The organism is Rhizobium sp. CFBP 13644 (genome assembly GCF_014842165.1).
GTDB classification, from domain to species: Bacteria; Pseudomonadota; Alphaproteobacteria; order Rhizobiales; family Rhizobiaceae; genus Agrobacterium; species Agrobacterium tumefaciens_C.
Window position 1 is genome coordinate 652205 of record NZ_JACYVF010000001.1, and the last position, 21606, is coordinate 673810.

The following is a 21606-nucleotide window of genomic DNA, read 5'->3' on the forward strand; positions in this document are numbered from 1 at the left end:
TATACAAAGCGCGCTTTGCGGCAAGCCCCGCGCAAGGCCAATACTAAAGAAACGGTTAAAACAGAAAAAACTAATTAACAAATTGTTAACCACAATTCGGCAATTGTTCATCCTCAGGGGCTGCTTCGAGAATCGCGCGGTTCCTGTAGCCAATACAATGACCACTGCACGCCCCCGCCAACTGGCCAAGGGACATGCAGATAACCGGGCAACGATGAAGCGGGCAGCAAGATGAACCGAGTGCGATCAAATTCCCAGGATCATAGTGACAGATCGTCTCTGGATGCGCTCAACCGCACAATCGAAGGCCTTGAAGCCCGGATCGAGGATCTTCTGGGTGCCAAGCCTGCGCGCCCATCTCATGAAAATCCTGCCTATGAGGTCACGAACCGTCGCGCTGACATGACCGGAAGCGGCGCAAGGCCCGAAAATCCGCGTTTCGACCCCGTCAATGAAATTCGCCAGCGCCAGAAGGCGCTTGATGCCCGTTGGGAACGCCAGCAGGCAGAGGCGCCGCGTGGCGCGGATCTGCACGCAGAGCGCGACACGGACTATCGTGACATGCCTGCTCGCGACATCGACCGCCGCTACAGCGAGCGCGACTACCGTGCCTCGACAGCCATTCCACCGCAGCGCCCGCGCCCGACCGCCCGTTACGAGCGCGCAACGCCGCAAGCCAATCAGGGCGATGCGGCCCTGCGGGAAGTGGCCGAGGCGTTGGTCAGCATGCGCCAGGAGTTGAAGCACGAGATTTCCGAGGGCGTTGCCCGCGAAATGCAGGGTGTTCGTTCCGAGCTGCGCAATATCAGAACCTTTGCCGAGACACAGGATTTTGCCGAGGATATTCGTGAGGATGTCGCACGGCTGGCGGCCAGCATCGAGCGCATGGGCGAAACGACATCGCCAGACGGCGAGGCACTGCGCAGCGAGTTTGAGGAATTGCGCAGCCTGATGGATCAGGTTGCCCGCGAAACCAGCATGCAGCGCATGGAACAGCGTTTCAACAGCGTGGATGACAGGCTGCGCGACTTCGATACCGCGCCGCTTCAGGATGAAATCGTATCGCTCGCCTACCGTCTGGATGACATCAAGGCCCAGTTGGGCTCAACCGGTGGCCAGGGCAATATCCGTGCGCTGGAAGAAAAGCTCATCACCATCGCCGGTGCTGTCGAGCAGATGGGCAAGCACATGCTGCCGCCCAACCAGGCCTTGGGCGAACATTTCTCCGGCCTTGACCAGCGTCTGGATGAGATGAGCCGGGCTATTTCCGTTGCCGGAAGCCGCTCTTCCGCCGCAATCGATGCGACGCTGACCGAGCGGCTGGAAAACCGCCTGAGCGCGCTATCGGCCCAGATCGACACATTGAAAGACGATGCCGCAGAGCGGGCCAAGCCTTCCGACGCGCTGGGTGCGCGGCTGGACAAGCTGACAAGCCGCATCGAGGAACTGTCTACCGAGCGTAGCGTCTCGCAGCTGAGCGAACGGCTGGACCAGCTTTCGCTGTTGATGGAACGCTCGCAGAGACCATCCAGCCAGCCGGAACTGACGGCGTTTCTTACCGATATTTCCCGCAAGATCGATGAGCTGGGAAGCGGTGCCGTCAATGACAAGCTGGCTGAACGACTGGAGAAGATTGCCCGCCGCATCGAGCAGATCGAAACGCGGCCGTCTTCTGACAGGAACCCGTCCTACGACACGGCCTTCACACGGCTTGAAGAGCGTTTGGGCGAGATCGCCGCAAGGCTTGACGAGACCAAGGCTCCGGTAGCGTCCGACGCGACCGCCATGTCGCCGGAACTCGACCAGCGCATGTCGGCCATCGAAGACTATATGGCGTCGAGCGACGAATACATCATCGAAGCTGCGCGTCAGGCGGCGGAAGCTGTGCTGGAAGCGCATTCGCGCAACAATCTGGCGCAGACTGCCAGCAGCTCCGACATTGCCATTCTGACGGAGCTGGCCAACGACCTGCGCAAGCTGGAAGGTCTGAGCCGCAACACAGAAGAGCGCACGCACCGCACCTTTGAAGCGCTGCATGAAACGCTGGTGCAGATTGCCGGTCGTCTCGACAATCTCGACAATCGCAGTGCACCGCGTTCGCCAGCCGCCCCTGCAACAGCGGATTCGGATCGCGACTGGGCAAACTATGACAGCATTGCGCAGATGCCAGCCGCCACCTTTCCGGAAGATGGCCTGATCAAGACTGAGCGCGACGCTTTCGAAACCCAGTCCGGCCTTATGGCCGAGATGGGCCATGACACAGAGACGCTGACGCCGCCGCAAGCTGCAAAGCCCGCCGATGAAGAGCCGCGCGGCCTTTTGGCCGGTTTGACGCGCCGTTTCCGCTCCAGTGCCGCCAAGACCGAGAAAGAACCGCAGGCGCAGGCTTCCGCCCGCACGCAGGTTGATCCGGCACCTGCCCTCGACCCGATCGACACGCTTCAGTCCGACATGGATACCGAGTTGCTTGAGCCCGGCTCCGGTGCGCCCGATATCAAGAAAATTCTGGAGCGCGTGCGCGCCAGCCAGACTGCTGCTGCCCGTGCAGGAACTGGAGACACCGACAGCCGCGCCGATTTCATCGCCGCCGCCCGCCGTGCAGCCCAGGCCGCCGCGCAGGAATCTGCGCCTGAGCGCGGTTCCGCCTCGCGCACCCTGCGCGCCAAGCCATCAAGCGACAAGGCAGGTTCGGCTCTTTCGCGCTACCGCCGCCCACTGCTTCTGGGCATCGGCGCTATTTTGCTGGCGATGATGGCCATGCCCGTCATAAAGTCTCTGGTCAGTGGCGACACCAAGCCCGCCACGGTTGCAACCGAAGCCGCGACCGGTGGCGAAGTCTCGGCCCTTACCGCCGCTCAGGAACAGCCAAAGCCCGTCAGTGAAACACCAGCCGTGACCGTGCCATCCGACAGCGCGATGGATGAAAGCGCCCGTGCCGCTGGCGAACGGATGCAGGCCGATGCCGATAGGAACCCGCCTCTGATCGACACGCGCCCGATTGGCGGCGCGCCCCTGCCCGATGAAGCACCAGCGGTGGAAGCACCCGCCCCCGCTGCGCAAAACGACATTGCCGCTTTGCCCGCGCCTGAACAGGCACCCGCCGCACCACAGGCCGAGCAGCCGCAGACCCTTGGCGAAGCCGCCATTGCCGTGCCTGCAGGCATTGCACCGCAATCTCTTGTCGACGCCGCCGCAAAGGGCGACAGGCAGGCCTTGTTCGAGATCGGTGCCCGCTACACCGAAGGTCGCGGCGTCGCCACTGACCGTGCGGAAGCTGCAAAGTGGTACAAGCTTTCTGCCGACCGTGGCTTTGCGCTTGCACAGTACCGCCTTGGCAACATGTATGAGAAGGCAAACGGCGTAGATCGCAATCTGGGCGAGGCCAAGCGCTATTACGAAATGGCTGCCAATCAGGGCAATGCGGGCGCCATGCACAATCTGGCAGTTCTGCTCGCATCCGATGCGGCAGGTGCGCCCGACATTCTGGCTTCTGCCCGCTGGTTCATCGAAGCGGCCAATCTTGGCGTTCGTGACAGCCAGTTCAACCTTGCCATTCTCTACGCACGCGGCAGCGGCGTTTTGCAGAGTCTGCCAGAATCCTACAAGTGGTTTGCCATTGCCGCCCGCGATGGCGATGCCGATGCTGGCCAGAAGCGCGACGACGTGGCCAAGGCCATGCGTCCGGAGCAACTGGCTGAAGCAAAGGCAAACGTGGCCGCATGGCAGGTGACGCCCCTGAAAGACGATGCCAACAGCGTGAACCTGCCAGCCGAATGGACCGGCGGGCAAGAGGTGAAGACAGCGTCTGTGGACATGCAAAAGGCGATCCGCAACATTCAGGCCATTCTCAACAATAATGGCTTCAAGGCCGGTGAACCTGACGGCAAGCTGGGCCCGGCCACAGTAACCGCCATCAAGTCCTTCCAGAAGTCCGTGGGCCAGACGCCGGACGGACGCATCACCGACGAACTGGTGACCGCGTTGCTGGCTCGCAACAAGTAAATCGGCTCTTTACCGATCTTTCCTAAATATCAACGTATTTGCCATTGAATGTTTGACAGTCATGCCCACCACGGGCATGACCGATGAAGGTCGCAGGGCTTGTAGCCTTCGCCATTTTTTGACAGATACCACCCCATTCGTGGTGAAGCCCGCCTTATGGCGGCTTTGCTGTTTTGCACGGAACCATGCCCGAGGTCCTGATGTGACTGTCTATCTGCCCATTGCAGAACTATCGGTGAATATTTTCATCATTCTCGGCATGGGCGCGGCCGTGGGCTTCTTGTCCGGCATGTTCGGCGTGGGTGGCGGTTTTCTCATCACGCCTCTTCTGATCTTTTACAACATTCCCCCCGTTGTTGCCGTGGCAACCGGTGCAAACCAGGTGGTTGCGTCCTCCGTTTCCGGCTCCATCAGCCATTTCAGGCGCGGCACGCTGGATATGAAGCTGGGCGGCATGCTGCTGATTGGTGGCCTGTGCGGGGCAACCGTTGGCGTGTGGCTTTTCACGCTGTTGCGCAGCATCGGCCAGCTCGATCTGATCATCTCGCTGCTTTACGTCATTCTGCTCAGTACCGTGGGTGTGCTGATGCTGAAGGAAAGCATTTCGGCCATCCGCCGCTCTGCCCGCAATGAAACCGTGACGCTGCGCCGCCCCGGCCATCACAACTGGGTGCACCGCCTGCCCTGGAAGATGCGCTTCAAGAAATCGAAGCTCTATCTCAGCGTCATCCCCATCATCGTGCTGGGTTTCGGCGTCGGTGTGCTGACCTCGGTCATGGGTGTGGGCGGTGGCTTCATCATGGTTCCGGCCATGATCTATCTGCTGCGGGTTCCCACCAACGTGGTTGTCGGCACCTCACTGTTCCAGATCATTTTCGTGACGGCCTATACGACCGTCGTTCAGGCGGCGACGAACTATTCGGTCGATATCGTGCTGGCCTTCATTCTGATGCTGGCAGGCGTGGTGGGTGCGCAATATGGCGTGCGCGTGGGCCAGAAACTGCGCGGCGAACAATTGCGTGCGCTGCTGGCGCTGCTGGTTCTGGCGGTGGGTGTGCGTCTTGCCATTTCGCTGGTGCTGAAGCCGGATGATCTGTTTTCGGTGGCTGTCGGGGGGCTGGGATATTGATCCGCGCTGCCCTTCTTGCTGCCGTTTTCGGCGTCTTCTGCACACAGGCCTCAGCGCAGACGCCGCCGCTCGCCATTCTGCCAGATGCCAATGGCCAGGCGCGGACCTTGCAGGAAAACATCGAGATCGGCGCATCGACCTCGGAAATTTCCATCGCCTCGGATTTTCGCGGCGCTGACTTCACCATGTTCGGCGCGCTGAACAATGCCGACCAGCTGCTTTTGGCCATCGGCCAATACGACATTGTGGTGACGCTGGAAGGCCCTAACGAATATTCCACCGTGCGCAAGAAAAGCCGTGTGGCCGGCATCTGGATCAACACCAGCGCCATCACCTTCGCGCCGCTGCCGGAATCCTATTCCATGGCCAGCACCCGCAGCATCGACACAATTGCAACGGCGGGAACGCTGAAAGCCATGGGTCTGGGCGTAGACCATCTGCCGCTGCGCAGCGCTGTTTTTTCCGGCGTGCCTGACAATGTCTTTGATTTTCAGGATGCCTATCGCCGTCTGAAACTCTCGAGCGGCATCTATCGCAACGACACGACCGGGGTGCGGCTCGAACGCACCGGCCTGTTCTGGGCTACGCTGCGCCTGCCAGCCAACGTGCCGAACGGCGTCCACACCGCCCGCGCCTACCTCTTCAAAAGCGGCATGCCGATAGCGCAAAAGGAATTGCGGCTGCGCGTGGTCAAGACCGGCATGGAGCAGGCCATAACGGATGCCGCGCACCAGACGCCCGTCGTTTATGGTATTTTATGCGTGCTTCTGGCCGTGATTACCGGTTGGGGTGCGAGCATTCTGTTCCGCAGGGACTGATATCAGCCAAGCAGGTTTGCGAAGCGGACCGAATATATCCTGTCACGACCGAGCATATGCGCGACGAGCGCAGAATGATCGAACAGGCCGTGCATGGCCTTGTGGCGCAGGTCCAGACCGCCGCTCAAGACGCCGAATGCCGGCATCAGCATGCGCGCACCATCGGTTGCGAAGCAGGGTCGGCGCACTGATTTTTCGCGGCGGCGCACGGTGGCTGCGGGGTGGAGGTGACCGGCAATTTCACCGGGTGAAGCGCCCGGCTTCGGCTCGTGCCGGAAGATGAGGTTGCCATAGACCATTTCATCGCTGGAAGAGCCCGGCAGATCGACGGTGCCATCGGGATCATGGTTGCCGTTGATCCAGACCCACTCGCGGCCCTTGGCCATGTCCTTGATGACCTCACGCAAAGGCAAGGGCAGATGCTGCGAGCCAATGCGATCGTGGAAATTATCGCCAAGGCTGACGACGATCTTCGGATCATAACGGGTAATCAGCGAAGACAGGATTTTAAGCGTGGCGATGGTGTCATAGGGCGGCAGCATACGGCCACGCCGTGCGAAAGCGGCACCCTTTTCCAGATGCAGATCCGACACGACCAGTACCGACAAATCCGGCAGGTAAAGGCCGCCCAGCGGATCGCACCAGCCAGCAACACCGTTGATGACGGTTTCCGAGCCAAGGCATTCGAAGCCGCTCGAAAATTTGTCGCTCAGGGCAAGTCGGCTCAGCACTAACGGTTACTTTCTATATTTATGACATCGCATCCGCGATCAGTTCATCGGCGGCTTCGGCCAGCACATCATCCATGGCCTGACCGGCCACCGTCTCGCGCCCGATTTCCATCATGACCGGCACCGCCAGCGGCGACACATGCTCCAGAGCGCAGTGGGTGGTGTGGCCCTTGATTCGCCTGAGCATATCGCCAAGTCGGCCAATGTCCAAAAGTCCGGCTGCGGCATCGCGCCGCGTGGCTTCCAGAAGAATGTGATCCGGCTCATGGCTGCGGAGAACGTCATAAATAAGATCGGCAGACACCGTGACCTGCCGCCCGGTCTTTTCCTTGCCGGGATGGCGGCGTTCGATGAGGCCTGAGATGATCGCGCAATTGCGGAAGGTGCGTTTCAGCATGAAGGATTCGTCGAGCCATGCCTCAAGGTCATCGCCCAGCATGTCCTCATCCAGAAGATCGGTCAGCGACAGGCGGCCCGATTGCAGACGCAGGCCTAAATCTTCCAGCGCCCAGATGGCCAGCGAATAATCCGTGGCGACGAAGCCCATGGGCTTTGCCCCTGCCCGCTCCAGCCTGCGGGTCAACAACATGCCCAGCGTCTGGTGTGCCAGCCGCCCCTCGAAGGGATACATGACCATGAAGAAGCGCTTGCGGAACGGAAATGTCTCGACCAGCAGTTCATCGCGCTTCGGGATGACGGACTTTTCCTTCTGGATGGCCAGCCAGTCGCGGACCTGACCCGGCAAGGCTTGCCAGCGGGCGGGATCTGCCAGCATGGAGCGCACCTGATCTGCAAGATAGGTGGACAAGGGGAACCTGCCCCCGGCATAGGACGGTATTTTCGGGTCCATCGAAAAGGCCTGACTGACCAGACATTCGCTCTCGCGGATCCCTTCGAAACGCAGCACCTTGCCTGCAAACAGAAACGTATCGCCCTGCACCAGCTGCTCAAGGAAATATTCCTCGACCTTGCCCAGCGTCATGCCGCCGCGCCCGATGGTGCCCTTGGCGTTGCGCTTGACCATGCGGACATTCAGCTCTGCTGCCTCAACGATGGTGCCGAGATTGAGCCGGTACTGCATGGCGACCTGCGGGTTGGACACGCGCCACAGGCCATCCTTCGTCTGGCGGATGCGGGCATATCGCTCATAGGTGCGCAGCGCATAGCCGCCGGTTGCGGTGAAATCGACGATCCGGTCGAAGGTATCGCGTGGCAGCGATGCGTAGGGCGAAGCGGTGATGACTTCGCGGTAGAGATCGTCGGCATCGAAAGGTTCGGCGCAGGCCATGCCGAGCACATGCTGGGCCAGCACATCCAGCGCACCCTCTGCAATGGGTGGCGTATCCTGCGCGCCGACATAATTGGCGTCCAGCGCTGCACGGCACTCCATAACCTCGAAGCGATTGGCCGGAACGAGGATGGCCTTGGAAGGCTCATCCATGCGGTGGTTGGCGCGACCGATGCGCTGGGCAAGGCGGCTTGCGCCCTTGGGTGCACCGATATGCACAACGAGATCCACATCGCCCCAGTCGATACCGAGATCAAGCGTGGAAGTGGCAACGACGGCGCGCAGCTTGTTGTCCGCCATGGCCGCTTCCACCTTGCGCCGCTGGCCAGCATCCAGCGAGCCGTGATGCAGGGCAATGGGCAGGTTGTCGTCGTTGATCGTCCAGAGTTCCTGAAAGATGCGTTCGGCCTGCGAGCGGGTGTTGACGAAGATCAGCGTCGTCTTGTGGGCTTTCAGTGCCGGATAGAGATCCTGCATGGCATAGCGCGCCGAGTGGCCGGACCATGGAATGCGCTCTTCGGTCGTTAAAATGGCGATATCGGGCTTGGCCCCGCCATCCACGGTGATGAGGCCGGCGACGGGCTGGCCATCCGCTTGCGGGCTGAGATAGCGCTGCAAATCCATGGGATCGGCAACGGTGGCGGACAGGCCGATGGTGCGCATTGATGGCGCGTGTTTGCGCACCCGCGCCAAGGCCAACGCCAGCAAATGCCCGCGCTTGGAAGTGACGAGCGAGTGCAGCTCATCCAACACCACGAATTTTAAATCCTTGAAGAAACGCTCCGCTTCCTTGCTGGCGAGCAGCAGCGAGACCTGTTCGGGTGTCGTCAACAGAATATCCGGTGGCTTCAGCTTCTGACGCTGGCGCTTGGACTGAGGCGTGTCGCCGGTGCGGGTTTCGACCGATATGGGCAGGCCCATTTCCGACACCGGCTTCATCAGATTGCGCTCGATATCGACAGCCAGCGCCTTCAAAGGTGAGATGTAGAGCGTGTGCACGCCGACAAAGGCGGAGCCGGGCGGCACCTTGCCGCGCTCAGCCAAATCCGTCAGCGATGCCATGAAGCCGCCGAGCGTCTTGCCTGCACCTGTGGGCGCAATCAGCAGCATGTTTTCGCCGGCTCTGGCGCGGGCGGCCAGTTCCAGCTGGTGGGCGCGGGGGCTCCAGCCCTTTTGCCCAAACCATGTCTGGAAAGCTAAAGGCAGGCTGCCGACATCTTGGCCGGACATGGGAGGGTCTATGTGTTTCACACCCCTAAAGTAGTGAAAGCCAGCCGAAAAAGAAGGGCCTTACACCGCGATATAACGGTCTTTCCGGTGGTTGATGGCGATAACCAAGTTCATGACCAGCGCACCGAGAATGGAGCAGACGATGATGAGCGGCGTCGCCACGAAGAACGAACAGAACAGGACGGTGCAATCAAAGGCAAGCTGAACGAGACCGGCACGGACCCCGAAGCGATCCTGAATGTAGAGAGCCACGATACCAAAGCCGCCTAAGCTGGCGCGGTGACGAAACAGCGCCATCATGCCCGCCGCAACCGTCAGCCCGCCAAAGAGGGCAGCCACGATGGGATTGACGCTTTGCAAGGGGATGAAATGCGGCAGATATTCCGATAGCAGAGCCGTCAGCGCCACGGCGCAGAAGGTTTTGAGCGTGAAGGCAAGGCCGAGGCGTCTCAGCGCGATGTAATAAAATGGCAGATTGGCGAGGAAGAAGAGAAGCCCGAAGCTGATATCGGTTGCGTAATGCAGAAGAAACGCGACGCCCACGACGCCACCTGTCAGAAGCCCGCCGCCCGACAAGAGGATGACGCCGAGCGATATCAGCATGCTGCCTGAAATCACGCCCTGCGCGTCTTCCAGCGCGGAATGGCGCTCAGGTGTCGACGCCCAAAACCTCATGCGTTTTTGTTCTGCACTGTCGCTCATCATGGTCCCCGCTTGGCGTTGCCACTCTTTGCGCAGAGTTCACGGAAAACTCAAGGGATCAGCGCACGACGATATAGCGATCCGAGCGGTGGTTGATGGCGAGGAAGAGGTTGAGAACGAAGGCACCGACGATGGAATAACCAACCGTTGCAGGATCGATGACGAAGAAGGCGGCGATCATGACGCAGCTATCGAAGGCAAGCTGGATGAGACCGGCGCGAATGCCGAAACGGTCCTGAATATAAATCGCCAGAATGCCGATGCCGCCAAGGCTTGCGCGGTGCCGATACAGCGCCAGAAGCCCATAGCCCAGAAGCAGCCCACCCAGAAGGGCGGCCCAGAGCGGATTGATGCTTTCGATGACCATCCAGCGGCTTTCGAGCTCCGTCAGCACCGAGACAAGACCGATGGCGATGAAGGTTTTGAGCGAGAAGGCCAGCCCGAGCCGCCGGAAGGACAGGTAATAGAAGGGCAGATTGACGAGGAAGAACATGAGGCCGAAGCTGATGCCAAAGGCATAATGCACGAGAAAGGCCACACCCGCCGTGCCGCCGGTGAGCAGGCCAACCTTGGCCAGCATATAAAAGCCGAGCGCCGAGACGATGCTGCCGGTGACGATGCCCTGAATATCTTCCACCGGCGCATGCTTGGCCGGATCGGCACTCCACATGCCATAAACGCTTCTCGTGAATGCCATGTGCGCTACCCCAAAATGGAACTGCATCGACGCGCTACGGATCCGCCGGATGGGTCGCTCGATAACGCCTATTTTGCACCGCAACGGGCAGCGTTTCAACATCGATATGTAAGCAGGGCTGACCTATCGGTCAAAAGGCAAGAAACGAAAAGATCATCAGGGTTTTCTGGCAAGAAACAGAATGCCGCCGAGGGGTTTTCCGGCATCCTTGCGAATGGTGGTTTTCTTAATCGCCAGGATTTCCAGCCCTGATGCAGCCAGCAAGCCACAGACATAGGGTTGCGAGTGGGCATAGCGCAGGGATGGCCGCAGGACAAAACCATCCGCATCTTCAGCATCTTCCACCGAAAAGGCAAAGGAACCGCCGGGCGCAAGCAGATCCATGACCAGCGGCATGACCGTTTCCAGACTACCCAGATACATCAGCACATCGGCAGCGGCGACGAGGTCTGCGCGGTGGCGGGGAAGATCAGGGGCAAAGAGGCCGGATGTTTCTGAGGCTAACGAAAGATCAGCCTGCGCCAGATGGTGATAGATCGCTTTTTCCTGCGCCTTGGCCAGCATGTTTGCGGAAATATCGAAACCTTCCAGCCGCGCTGCCCATTCCCGGATTTCCACACCCAGAAGACCGGTGCCGCAGCCGATATCGACCACACAGGCAAACTGTCCGCTTTGAGGCCTCGCCGTATCGATCAATGCTGCCAGTTTTTGCGGCACGCTATAGTCCAGTTTTTTCACCAGCGATGTTTCGAAACGCTCGGCATAATCATCGAACAGGCCCTCGACATAGGCGCTCGGCGGCTGTTCCGGTGTTTCGACGGCGCCCAGCACCGCCAGTTTTAAAGGGGCCGCGAAAATGCCATCCGCATCGAGCCTGTCCACGGTCTGATAGGCTGCAATGGCCTTGTCGGTCTGGCCGGCCTTGTCGCAATAATCTCCCAGTTGCACCCAGCCTGCCGCCCATGAGGGCACCAGTTCCAGCGCCTGTTCCATCAACTCTGCCGCAGCAGCGTGATCTCCGCTTTCGCCGAGCATCCGGGCATAATCGGCGCGCCGGTCTGCGATGGCATCGCCGGACGAAAACTGGTTTGGGGCCATCATTGCTTTCCTGAAAGAGGTGGGCTGTCTTTCATCAGGCCACAAAAAAACTCAAGTCCTATTTCATGGCAAAGGCAATTATGGCGCACAGACTGCGTCATCGCTTGCATAGTGGTGCCTGGCTTCATATGTCTTGGCTTAAGTTTAGGAGATTTGCTGATGGCTGGTGAGGTCGATAAGGTGCTGGGTGACAGTGTGGCGCGGACGATCATCAAATTGCTCGTCGTGTCGCTGATCGTGGGTTTCGTCATGGCGGTTTTCGGCCTGACGCCCTGGAACATCATCTATGGCGTTCGCGATTTCATTCTCGACATCTGGCACAGCGGCTTTCGCGCTTTGGGCAGCATAGGCGACTACCTTCTGGCAGGTGCCGTGATCGTCATTCCCGTCTTCATCATCCTTCGCCTTTTGAGCTTCCGCCGCTAACATGACCCAACAATCTGTCTTTTCGCTTTCCCGGCGCGGCTTTGTGCTGGTTGGCGCCAGTGCCGCCCTTTCCGCCTGCGTTTCCCGCCCCACCAACAAGGGCATCGCCTCAGGTGCGCGGGATGAAACCGCAGCCGCGCTGCCCATGGTCAACGAGCTTCGCCGCTCCAAAGGTCTGGGAACGCTGAGTGCCAATAGCGCCGCGCAACAGGCCGCGCTCTATCAGGCCAGTCGCATGGTGAAGGCGCAGAAAATGGCGCATCTCATCGGCCTGACGGATAGTTTTCTCATTCGCATGAGAGACGGCGGTGTTCCCCTGCCTGCAGCTGAAAACGTGGCCGCCGGTCAGGATACGGTCGAGCGTGTCGTCAAAGCTTGGATCGGCTCTCCGCACCATCTGGAAAACATGCTGGGCAATTATGGCGGACTTGGCGTCGCGGTTGCCTATGATGCAGCCGCCAACAACCGCCCCTATTGGGCGATGGTGCTTTGCAGGTAATTGATGAGGGTAACGATCGGGCTTAAAGCGCCCGATCCGCCCATTTTTCCACAGTCGTGTCGCGCAGATCGCGGATGTTGCCGACCTGCTCTTTCGCCACGAGCGTTGACAGACCGCGCACGATCTTGCCCGGAAGCCCCGGCCCTCCATAGACCATGCTCGAATAAAGTTGGACCAGATCAGCACCCGCCTTGATCTTTTCCAGTGCAGTTTCAGCCGATGACACACCGCCAACGCCGATGATGGGCAGCGCGGGGCCGACGCGCTTGCGCATCTTGGCCAGAACCGTGGTCGACAGGTCAAACAACGGCTTGCCGGAAAGGCCGCCGGTTTCATGGTTGTTCTGGCCCGGCATGAGGCCCGTGCGCGACAGCGTGGTGTTAGACACGATCAGGCCATCGAGATTATGGGCGAGAACCTCCGCCGCGATATCATCCAGCCCTTCTTCGGTCAGATCAGGCGCGATCTTGAGGAAGACGGGAATGGCGCGGTTCAGCTTTTGCGCTTCCGCGTCCCGCTTTTGCAGCACAGCCGCCAGAAGGGCCGACAGGCTTTCACGTGCCTGCAAATCGCGCAGGCCCGGCGTGTTGGGCGAGGAAATGTTGGCGGTGAAATAGGACGCCACGGACGAGAAGGCCTCGATGCCCTTTACGTAATCTGAAATCCGGTCCTCGCTATCCTTGTTGGCACCGATATTGACGCCGACAATGCCGCGCAGGTTGGCTGCAAACAGGCGCGCCAGAGCTGCCGCATGGCCCTCATTGTTGAAACCAAGACGGTTGATGACGGCCTCGTTTTCCACCAGCCGGAAAATACGTGGCTTCGGATTTCCCGATTGCGGGTATGGCGTCACGGTTCCGATTTCGGTGAAACCAAAGCCGAGCTTCAAAAGAGGGCCGGGCACTTCCGCGTTTTTGTCATAACCCGCCGCCATGCCGAGCGGATTGGGGAAGACCAGCCCGGCCACCGTTTGTTGCAGGCGCGGATCATGCGGCACATGGCAGGTGGGAATAAAGCCGCTGCGCAACGCCGTGATCGACATGCCATGGGCCACTTCCGGGTCCATCAGAAACAGGCCGCGACGGCCCAGCTGGGAAAAAAATCCACTCATCATGCAATCTCCGGAAACTGGTGTGCGCCATCATCATCCAGCGTGAGCGGCGTTTCCCACAGGACGGCGCTGAAAGGCAGGGGTGCGTAGAGGTGCGGGAAGAGGTCGCCGCCGCGCGAGGCTTCAAACACGAGCTTATCGCCCAGCGCGCCACCATCAACCGCGACCAGAAGAAGATCGTCCTGACCGGCGAAATGGAGCTGCGCCGTTGTCTTGACCTGGGCTGCGGTGGAAAAATGGATATAGCCATCCGTGAGATCTATGGCAGCACCCGTGAAAACACCCGCCTCCTTGGCCTCGCGCCAAAGGGCTGAGGGCACGATCTTGTAAACGACGGGGCTATCGATATCAGGGGGCGTTTCAGACATGCAGCGTCTCCTTCATATGCGGGCGGTTTGCCGCAAATGCCCTTGCTTGTCCACAGTGCGGCACTGTTTTTTGCGGATTGGCAGAACCGGCTGGCATCACAGCCCATAAGACCGTGCGTTGCGCCGAAATTTTACACAATCCTTGGTTTGTGGAGCTTGACGTTTTGCGAAACTCCACCAACAATAAGGTTTACATGAAATGCTCTTGGGAGGGGGTACGGCATGTCACAGCTCACCATCATCATTGCAGACGACCATCCTTTGTTTCGCGGCGCGTTGCGTCAGGCGGTCACAGGGCTTGAGGGCGACAATACAATCATCGAAGCTGGCGATTTCGAGGCGGCCAAGCGCGCTGTGGAGCGCCAGCCCGATGCCGATCTTCTGCTGCTCGATCTTGCCATGCCGGGCGTTAGCGGGTTTTCCGGCCTGATGGCGCTGCGGGCGGAATTTTCCAGCCTGCCCATCATCATCGTTTCTGCTACTGACGACCCTTCAACCATGCGCCACGCCATTGAACTTGGCGCATCCGGCTTCATTTCCAAGTCCTGCGGCATTGAAGACATGCGCGCAGGGATACGCGCTGTGCTGGAAGGCGATGTCTGGATACCCGCATCCTGTCAGTCCGGGCAGGATCAGGACCGCGATATGGCCGATCTCATCCACCGCTTAAGAACGCTGACGCCACAGCAGAGCCGTGTGCTGGGCATGTTGGGAGAAGGCTTGCTGAACAAGCAGATTGCCTATGAGCTTGGCGTTTCCGAAGCGACGATCAAAGCCCATGTCTCCGCAATATTGCTGAAATTGAAGGTAGACAGCCGCACGCAGGCGGTGATCCAGCTTTCGAAGATCAACACATCGACGATGGTGGCTTAGTTTACAAGGATTTTATTCCTTTTTCTACTTTACTCTTTGATCGTGTTTGGCTAAATTTCATTTGATAGTGAAGCGGGCAGCGTGACGCCGCCGCCCTATCCGGACCGTTCAAAATGCTGTCACACGATAATATCTGGACTGCGATCGATACGCTTGCGGACCGTAACCAGTTGACGCCTTCAGGCCTGGCGCGGAAGGCGGGCCTGGACCCGACATCGTTCAACAAGTCCAAACGTGTGGGGCCGGACGGGCGCCAGCGCTGGCCATCCACAGAATCCATTGCAAAGGTTTTGGAAGCCACGGGCGCGAGCGTCGACCAGTTTTTTGGTTATGCCATGAACCATATGGGCAAGAATACGCTGCCCGATGGCAATTTTCCGCCCCAGACCGGTGCCATTCCGCTGCTGGGTTTTGCGCAGGCCGGTTCCGGCGGCTTCTTCGATGATGGCGGCTTTCCCGCAGGTCAGGGCTGGGATGTGGTCGATTTTCCCGCCTCCCCTGCAAGCCGTCCGGGCGTTTATGCGCTCGAAGTGCAGGGCGACAGCATGATGCCGCTTTACCGCGATGGGGACATGCTGATCGTGGAGCCGGGCGCACAGGTGCGCCGGGGAGACCGCGTGGTGGTGAAAAGCAAGGACGGCGAGGTCATGGCCAAGGTGCTGGCGCGCCAAACTGCCAAGACCATCGAATTGTTCTCGCTGAACCCCGAACACCCCAATCGCAGCTTCGATCTGGTCGATGTGGAATGGATGGCCCGCATCATCTGGGCCAGCCAGTAATCTGCAGGATTAAAACAACCCGTACGGGAAATAGCGGCGGTAAATCTCTTCCAGCCGGCCGTTGCGCGACAGGGCGGCAAGGGCCTGATCGAAGGCGGGAACCAGCTTGTTTTCAGGGTCTACGGTCATGATCGACAAGCCCTCGCCCAGGAAGCGGTCAGACATATATGGGCCATCAAACAGGGCGCAGCAACCGGCTGAGGCCGTGCCGGAAACCCAGAAGGGCAGACGCAACCCATCGGCAAAGACCGCATCGACCTTGCCGGATTTCAAGGCCTCATACATCGGCTCATAGCCATCGAACCCGTTGACGACAACCGCAGGGAAGAAGGCTTTCAGCATGGCCTCGTGCCGCGAATTGGTGACGACGCCTACCTTTTTACCGGACAGCGCATTGGCCGACTGGCCCTCGAGCTTTGTCGTCTTGTTGATGGCGAAGCGGGCGGGCAGCAAGATATAAGGTCTTGTAAAGCTGAAGCTTTTTCGCAGATCCGCACTGGATGCGATGCCGGACATGACGGCCTCGCCCTCGCCCATTTCCACGGCTGCTTCCAGCTCATCAAACGGCAGCGCCTGCACCTGGCATTTGCTTTCGACTTTCAGCTGCGCGCAGATTTCCCGGGCCAGATCAACGTGGAAACCCGCGAGGCGTCCATCCTGATCGGTAAAATTGAAGGGCGGGAAATCAACCGACATCAGGAACCGCACACGGGGAACGGTGGAAAGATCCGCACCCGGCAAACGCTCCTGGCTATCAAACAAAAGAGGCAGGCGACCCGCCTCCCCTAGAGTTTCAGCGCGGGCGCGATGGGGGTTCCCCAAGCCGATTGCGCAAACGAAAGCGGTGAAAATACCCATCAATTTTACGGGTGCAACTGGTAGGCGCATAGATATGATCCGCTTGGGGAATTTAGGGGCAACCACCTTACCGGTGGTTGATAGTGGCGTTGCGTTTTGATGAGTATACACAAGAATCGCGAAAAGCGATGCTTGTCAGGAGTGATATTGTTGTCAGTGACCGGTCCGACGACGGTCTTTTATCCGGCATCGACAGCCATCAACCAGACAGTGCCGAAACCGAGTTTCTGAAGACGCTGGGGCTTGGCAAGCCCTATATCGAGACATTTTCCGCCCGCGCCCGGCGCAACGGCTCCACCTTCGAGGCGGAGGTGATTTCCAGTGGAATGGTAACGGAAGATTCCTATTTCGGCGCTTTCGCCCGGTATCTGCGCCTGCCGTTTGAACCACAGCTGAATGGGGCGCTGGTGGTAGACACGCCGTCTTTGGATGTGCAGCTTATGGAAGCGCGCATGGTGCGCCTTCGGCCTCACGATGCCGCCCCCTATATGGCAATCGTGCCTGATGTCAGCAGCATTGAGCGATTGAAACATGCGTTGGAAACGACGCCGGGCTTGCGTGAAGATCTGGTTGTGACCACACCATCGGCACTTCGCGACGCGGTGTGGCATGCCGGGGCTGAACGGCGGACGCGCCAGACCGTGAATGCTCTGTTCGATGCGACGCCGCATTTTTCGGCGCGCATCACCTTGCATGGCAAGCAGGGCTTTCTGCTCGGCGTCGGCGTTACACTTCTCATCGGCGCGCTGCTGCTCTCTCCCACCACAACGTTTCATCTTCTGCACATCGTGACGGCGGCACTCTATATGGCTGCGATCCTGTTTCGGCTTCTGCCGCTTCGATCTCAGCCGGACCGGCGCACCTTGGCGCTGGTTGAGACATCCCGCGAGGAGGAGCTGCCCGTCTACACGATCCTTGTGGCGCTTTACCGCGAAGAGGCGGTTGTTGAACAGCTCGTGGCTGCTCTGAACCGGATGGACTGGCCTCGATCCCGTCTGGATATCAAGCTTGTTTGTGAGGCAGATGATGAGGGCACGATTGCTGCAATCCGGCGCACCTGCCCCGGCACGCATTTCGAGATCGTCACCGTGCCGCCCTCGCTGCCGCGCACGAAGCCGAAAGCCTTGACCTACGCGCTTTCAGGCGCGCGCGGCGAGTTTACCGCGATCTACGATGCCGAAGACAGACCGCACCCCAAGCAATTGCGGGAGGCCTATACGCGGTTTCGCGATGGTTCCGAGACCCTGGCGTGTCTTCAGGCACCACTCATTATCAGCAATGCCGATGCGTCCTGGATCACATCATCTTTTTCACTGGAATATTCAGCGCTGTTCCGGCGCATGTTACCGACGCTTGCCCGCATGAAAATGCCCCTTCCGCTAGGCGGCACATCCAACCATTTCCGAACATCGATCTTGCGCAAGGTGGGCGCCTGGGACCCTTATAATGTGACCGAGGATGCCGATCTGGGCATGCGCCTTTACAGGCTTGGCTATTATTCCGACGTGATCAGCTATCAGACGCTGGAGGATGCACCGACCGACCTTTCTGTGTGGCTGGCCCAGCGCAGCCGCTGGTTCAAGGGCTGGCTGCAGACCTGGCTGGTGATGATGCGTTCACCGCTGACCATTGCGCGGGAAATGGGTTGGAAAGCCTATCTCGTCTTTCAGCTTCTCATCGGCGGCATGCTTCTATCTGCCCTCACCCACCCGCTTTTCATCATCTATCTGATGTCGGTTGGCCGCGCTCTCTGGCTTGATGGTTTTGCTGCCTTCTCGCCAAGCCAACTCGCCCTTGTGACCGTGGACACGCTGAACATGTCCGCCAGCTACACCGTCTTCCTGTTGATGGGGACGCGGGCGATGATAGATCATGAAAGGGGTTTGATCGGAAGGCGATGGCTGGCGACGCCTATTTACTGGCTGATGCTCTCAGCCGCGGCGTGGCGGGCTGTTTTCGAGCTTCGCTATAAGCCATTTGTGTGGAACAAGACGCCCCACAAGCCTGTGTCGAAATCCGTGTAAATATACTGCCCAACCGAGCATCGATTGATCAATAGGGTGACTGGCACTCGGCACGCGCGCCCTGCTTGGTCTGATAGGTGTTGTCGGTTGCGTGATAGGACTGGTAGCGGGTAGCGCACCAGGTCACGTGCTGAATTTCCTCGGTAGACAAGGACATGCCGGCAGCACTTGCACTTGCTGCGGCCCCGCTGCTAAAGGCAATAGGCGTGCTATCATAGGTTCCACCCTGTGGCTGAGCCTGCTCCGCATAGGCGGGCGCGATGACGCTGAGCGCATGGGCCGGTATCGTCGTGACGGCCGAGAAGCCCAGGGTTATTGCAGCGAGAGTAACCAGTTTTACCATTTTGGACATTGGTAATTCCTTTATTCTATTTGCAAAACCAACGTGCCCCAGCAAGCTTTTGTTCCAAAAAAGTGGAAATGTTAATTTTTTGTATTGACAGATACCAAAAACCGATCACGCATCGGTGATTTGGTGTACCGAAACAGAAAAACCACCGAATTGCTTCGGTGGCTTTAAAGGGATCATCAGGCCTTGGCTGCGTCAGAAGTTGACCTTCCAGCCGGAACGCAGCCAAACGCTTGGGTCGCCGCCTTCGGTGGATGCGTTGACCATCAGCGATGCTGTGCCGCCGCCAACAGCGAATTCTGCGCCGAGGCCGCCGCGAACCCACCACTGCTTCAAATCCTGACCGGGCAGGTCAACCGATGACAGGCCGAGAATGTTTGCGCTTGTGGCGGAAGACTTGTCCTCGAAGCGATGGGCAACTTCCGTACGGGCCAGAAGCGTGATGCTGTCGCTCAGCGGGTGAACGTAGTCCGCACCCAGACGCGCAATCGTTGCGTGATCGCTCATCTCGTCATAGGCGACCGGGAAGGAGCCGCCGCTTTCCGTGTAGGCATCCACCTTGCTGTTGGCACGCGACAGGCCGATGTAAGGCGAGATGGCGGTATCGGCAATCGTGACCGCATCCAGCCAGTCAAAGCGCAGCTTGCCGCCGAAGGTCTGCGTATCCGTGTTGCCGTTGGAGAAGTCCTGCGCGCCGCCATTCATATAGCCACGGTGAATGTCCATTTTACCGCCAGCATAATAACCGCCCAGCGTCACATAGAGATTGCTGACGACATTGGCCGTGACTTCAGGCGAGAGGTAGAAACCCTTGAAGTTGAAATCGCCGCCGCCTTCCAGATCCTGGTTGGTATAGGTGCCACCGATGGCAAAGCGCCCTGTGACACCATCGGCAATGCCATAACCCATGCCGATTTCGCCCAGGCCGAAGCCACCATCGGAAGCATCGCTCTTGTCATAACCGCTATCCACCGTGCCCCAGGCGGAACGCTGACCGGCATTGAGCAAGTTGCGCATCGGGCTGCCCTGAGCACCGAACATGGCGGTGTTGGCAGAACCAAGCTGCGTGGTGGTGGGCGTGGCCGCAGCACTCTGAATGGTCGGCACGAACTGCTCAAGCGTGATGATGCCAGTGCCTGGGGTTGGGGTCGGGGTTGGGGTTGGGGTGGGCGGAGTGACGCGCGCGTAATAGAACTGGTCGTTCTGGGTCATGCCCGCAACGACATTGCCATTGTTAGAGACTGATTCTGCTGTTGCCGTCGTGTCCACCGCAATGGTAGCACCATTGGCGCGCAACCAGTCTTCAACGGTGGTCAAGCCGGTCGCTTCCGTCCAACGGAAACCGTGGTACAAGCCGTTGGTGTCATTTGCGGAGCCGACGACGACGCTGCCATCTGCGTTCACGGCGCTGGCCTTGGCATAGTCCCCACCAAAGCCGCCCAGATTCTGCATGGTTCCGGTGATGCCGTCGCTGCCCACATGCCAACGGTAGGCAGCGGTGTAGCTCGGATCTTTGTTGTCAGGAGAAACATTCACCGAGCCAACGATCGTGCTGCCGTCTGCGCTCATTCGGCCGAAATTGATGCCCTGGCCAGCATCCTCATCCGCGAGAGTCAGATTCCCGATGTCTCGCATTCCACCCGCATCCGTCCAGCGGAAGACCCTGTCGACTCCGGCAGTTGACGTACCCGCGACAACGCTGCCATCGGCTGAAACGGCCAAGGCTTGGGAAGATCCGTCACCCACAAGCACTCCCAAGCCCGTAATCGTCCCCCCTACCTGCCAACGAAATGCCTCATCCCCAGAATAGCCGACAACGGTGGTTCCGTCACCGCTGATGGCGTAGACGTCTGAACTCGGATCTCCATTGAGCGTGCCGATGTCCACCATGACACCATCCGCTGTGGCACCCGATGTAGTCGACCAGTATAAAGCGTGAAAGTCTGAATTTGCCGTATAACCTTGACCCGCAACGGCGTTGCCATCATCGCTCACATAACTCGCATAAGTATAAGCTCCCCCTAATGTTCCCAGATCCTCGATGACACCATTCTTGACGCGGTAGGCTTTGCTCAGTCCCGACCCAACATAGACGGAACCGTCTTCATTGATATCAGATGCATTAAATTGGCTAGTTATGACTGGCGATGATCCTGCAGAACCATTCCACAAATAGGGCACGGCGCCGATACTGCCAGTATAGCCTGTCACGAGCAATGCGGAGCCATCACCACTGAGACCGATAATTTTAGGATTATAAACCACATTAGGCTGCGTGAACTGGTTGAAGGTCATGTTTGCGCTGGTATTGGAGGTGTCAGGAGCTGGCGTACCGCCAATGGCCTGCACGCTGAGGGGAAACGCCGCCGATGCGGCCAGCGCCAGCGCAATCAATGATGTTGTGCTGAAAAGCCTGCGCGTGTTTCTGGACATGCCATGATCTGGCTTACCTGATGTCATCGTCATTTCGCTTCATTCCCCTGCATATTGCTGCAACCGCATAGTTTAGATTCAGCGCGGATATAAAAATCTGCGACAAATCTATCAGTATGGCTGGTTTTCGAATATGTCTGAGCGTCCGCATTCATTGTCTGGACGTCCCGGCAGGCGATTTGTTGCGGGAC

Annotated in this window: 18 protein-coding genes; 8 read left to right on the forward strand and 10 right to left on the reverse strand. The window is 59.0% G+C overall.

The window, feature by feature from the left end; all coding sequences use genetic code 11:
* Positions 1-231: 231 nt before the first annotated feature.
* The 3 genes from IFT53_RS03075 (at position 232) to IFT53_RS03085 (ending at position 5949) form a co-directional block, all read left to right on the forward strand.
* Positions 232-4002, forward strand: a complete 3771-nt coding sequence (locus IFT53_RS03075) for a peptidoglycan-binding protein (protein ID WP_192063389.1) — start codon at positions 232-234, stop codon at positions 4000-4002.
* 202 nt (positions 4003-4204) lie between these two features.
* Entirely contained in the window at positions 4205-5131 is a 927-nt protein-coding gene (locus tag IFT53_RS03080; protein ID WP_192063388.1) for a TSUP family transporter, read from the forward strand.
* Positions 5125-5949, forward strand: coding sequence for a TIGR02186 family protein (locus IFT53_RS03085; RefSeq protein WP_192063841.1), 825 nt, complete (start codon positions 5125-5127; stop codon positions 5947-5949). The genes IFT53_RS03080 and IFT53_RS03085 overlap by 7 nt, the downstream gene beginning before the upstream one ends.
* 2 nt (positions 5950-5951) lie before the next feature.
* Here IFT53_RS03085 and pdeM read toward each other — a convergent pair whose 3' ends face one another.
* The 5 genes from pdeM to IFT53_RS03110 form a co-directional block, all read right to left on the reverse strand.
* Positions 5952-6680 carry a ligase-associated DNA damage response endonuclease PdeM gene (gene pdeM, locus IFT53_RS03090; RefSeq protein WP_192063387.1) on the reverse strand — a complete coding sequence of 243 codons (729 nt, stop codon included), beginning with the start codon at positions 6678-6680 and terminating at the stop codon, positions 5952-5954.
* A 19-nt stretch (positions 6681-6699) separates the two neighbouring features.
* Positions 6700-9198, reverse strand: a complete 2499-nt coding sequence (locus IFT53_RS03095; protein WP_192063386.1) for a ligase-associated DNA damage response DEXH box helicase — start codon at positions 9196-9198, stop codon at positions 6700-6702.
* 60 nt (positions 9199-9258) lie between these two features.
* Positions 9259-9873: a YitT family protein gene (locus IFT53_RS03100; RefSeq protein WP_446737646.1), complete on the reverse strand. Its 615-nt coding sequence runs from the start codon at positions 9871-9873 to the stop codon at positions 9259-9261.
* A gap of 85 nt (positions 9874-9958) precedes the next feature.
* Positions 9959-10570 carry a YitT family protein gene (locus IFT53_RS03105; RefSeq protein ID WP_082249887.1) on the reverse strand — a complete coding sequence of 204 codons (612 nt, stop codon included), beginning with the start codon at positions 10568-10570 and terminating at the stop codon, positions 9959-9961.
* Positions 10571-10753: 183 nt separating this feature from the next.
* Positions 10754-11695 (reverse strand): class I SAM-dependent DNA methyltransferase, encoded by a 942-nt coding sequence (locus IFT53_RS03110; protein ID WP_192063840.1) that lies wholly within the window; start codon positions 11693-11695, stop codon positions 10754-10756.
* 159 nt (positions 11696-11854) lie between these two features.
* On the opposite strand from IFT53_RS03110, the gene IFT53_RS03115 reads away from it, so the two are divergent.
* Both IFT53_RS03115 and IFT53_RS03120 read left to right on the forward strand, forming a co-directional pair.
* Complete coding sequence (locus IFT53_RS03115; RefSeq protein WP_192063384.1) at positions 11855-12121, forward strand: DUF6460 domain-containing protein; 267 nt, start codon at positions 11855-11857, stop codon at positions 12119-12121.
* Position 12122: 1 nt separating this feature from the next.
* Positions 12123-12620: a CAP domain-containing protein gene (locus IFT53_RS03120; RefSeq protein WP_192063383.1), complete on the forward strand. Its 498-nt coding sequence runs from the start codon at positions 12123-12125 to the stop codon at positions 12618-12620.
* Between the two features lie 22 nt (positions 12621-12642).
* Here IFT53_RS03120 and IFT53_RS03125 read toward each other — a convergent pair whose 3' ends face one another.
* Together IFT53_RS03125 and IFT53_RS03130 are read right to left on the reverse strand one after the other, a co-directional pair.
* On the reverse strand, positions 12643-13731 hold the full coding sequence (locus IFT53_RS03125) for a quinone-dependent dihydroorotate dehydrogenase (protein ID WP_192063839.1): 1089 nt from the start codon (positions 13729-13731) through the stop codon (positions 12643-12645).
* Positions 13731-14099, reverse strand: a complete 369-nt coding sequence (locus tag IFT53_RS03130) for a DUF952 domain-containing protein (RefSeq protein WP_042617967.1) — start codon at positions 14097-14099, stop codon at positions 13731-13733. Before IFT53_RS03130 ends, IFT53_RS03125 begins: the two co-directional genes overlap by 1 nt.
* Before the next feature lie 222 nt (positions 14100-14321).
* Here IFT53_RS03130 and IFT53_RS03135 point away from each other — a divergent pair, with 222 nt between their 5' ends.
* Together IFT53_RS03135 and IFT53_RS03140 are read left to right on the forward strand one after the other, a co-directional pair.
* A complete protein-coding gene (locus IFT53_RS03135) occupies positions 14322-14972 on the forward strand; it encodes a response regulator transcription factor (protein WP_192063382.1) in 651 nt (216 codons plus the stop codon).
* A 113-nt stretch (positions 14973-15085) separates the two neighbouring features.
* On the forward strand, positions 15086-15751 hold the full coding sequence (locus IFT53_RS03140) for a S24 family peptidase (RefSeq protein ID WP_192063381.1): 666 nt from the start codon (positions 15086-15088) through the stop codon (positions 15749-15751).
* A gap of 9 nt (positions 15752-15760) precedes the next feature.
* Here the strand turns inward: IFT53_RS03140 and IFT53_RS03145 are convergent, their stop codons facing one another.
* Complete coding sequence (locus IFT53_RS03145; RefSeq protein WP_042618073.1) at positions 15761-16522, reverse strand: transporter substrate-binding domain-containing protein; 762 nt, start codon at positions 16520-16522, stop codon at positions 15761-15763.
* 215 nt (positions 16523-16737) lie between these two features.
* Between IFT53_RS03145 and IFT53_RS03150 the strand changes: the two genes are divergently transcribed.
* Positions 16738-18633 (forward strand): glycosyltransferase family 2 protein, encoded by a 1896-nt coding sequence (locus tag IFT53_RS03150; protein WP_192063380.1) that lies wholly within the window; start codon positions 16738-16740, stop codon positions 18631-18633.
* Positions 18634-18661: 28 nt separating this feature from the next.
* Here IFT53_RS03150 and IFT53_RS03155 read toward each other — a convergent pair whose 3' ends face one another.
* A complete protein-coding gene (locus IFT53_RS03155; protein ID WP_192063379.1) occupies positions 18662-18985 on the reverse strand; it encodes a BA14K family protein in 324 nt (107 codons plus the stop codon).
* Between the two features lie 192 nt (positions 18986-19177).
* Positions 19178-21448, reverse strand: a complete 2271-nt coding sequence (locus tag IFT53_RS03160; RefSeq protein WP_192063378.1) for an autotransporter domain-containing protein — start codon at positions 21446-21448, stop codon at positions 19178-19180.
* Positions 21449-21606 lie beyond the last annotated feature (158 nt).

Bases quoted from the DNA above. Each gene is read 5' to 3' on its own strand.
- IFT53_RS03075 (WP_192063389.1), top strand. From the start codon at position 232: ATGAACCGAGTGCGATCAAATTCCCAGGATCATAGTGACAGATCGTCT.
- IFT53_RS03095 (WP_192063386.1), bottom strand. From the start codon at position 9,198: ATGTCCGGCCAAGATGTCGGCAGCCTGCCTTTAGCTTTCCAGACATGG.
- IFT53_RS03100 (WP_446737646.1), bottom strand. From the start codon at position 9,873: ATGAGGTTTTGGGCGTCGACACCTGAGCGCCATTCCGCGCTGGAAGAC.
- IFT53_RS03105 (WP_082249887.1), bottom strand. From the start codon at position 10,570: ATGTGGAGTGCCGATCCGGCCAAGCATGCGCCGGTGGAAGATATTCAG.
- IFT53_RS03110 (WP_192063840.1), bottom strand. From the start codon at position 11,695: ATGGCCCCAAACCAGTTTTCGTCCGGCGATGCCATCGCAGACCGGCGC.
- IFT53_RS03115 (WP_192063384.1), top strand. From the start codon at position 11,855: ATGGCTGGTGAGGTCGATAAGGTGCTGGGTGACAGTGTGGCGCGGACG.
- IFT53_RS03120 (WP_192063383.1), top strand. From the start codon at position 12,123: ATGACCCAACAATCTGTCTTTTCGCTTTCCCGGCGCGGCTTTGTGCTG.
- IFT53_RS03125 (WP_192063839.1), bottom strand. From the start codon at position 13,731: ATGAGTGGATTTTTTTCCCAGCTGGGCCGTCGCGGCCTGTTTCTGATG.
- IFT53_RS03130 (WP_042617967.1), bottom strand. From the start codon at position 14,099: ATGTCTGAAACGCCCCCTGATATCGATAGCCCCGTCGTTTACAAGATC.
- IFT53_RS03135 (WP_192063382.1), top strand. From the start codon at position 14,322: ATGTCACAGCTCACCATCATCATTGCAGACGACCATCCTTTGTTTCGC.
- IFT53_RS03140 (WP_192063381.1), top strand. From the start codon at position 15,086: ATGCTGTCACACGATAATATCTGGACTGCGATCGATACGCTTGCGGAC.
- IFT53_RS03150 (WP_192063380.1), top strand. From the start codon at position 16,738: ATGCTTGTCAGGAGTGATATTGTTGTCAGTGACCGGTCCGACGACGGT.
- IFT53_RS03155 (WP_192063379.1), bottom strand. From the start codon at position 18,985: ATGTCCAAAATGGTAAAACTGGTTACTCTCGCTGCAATAACCCTGGGC.
- IFT53_RS03160 (WP_192063378.1), bottom strand. From the start codon at position 21,448: ATGACGATGACATCAGGTAAGCCAGATCATGGCATGTCCAGAAACACG.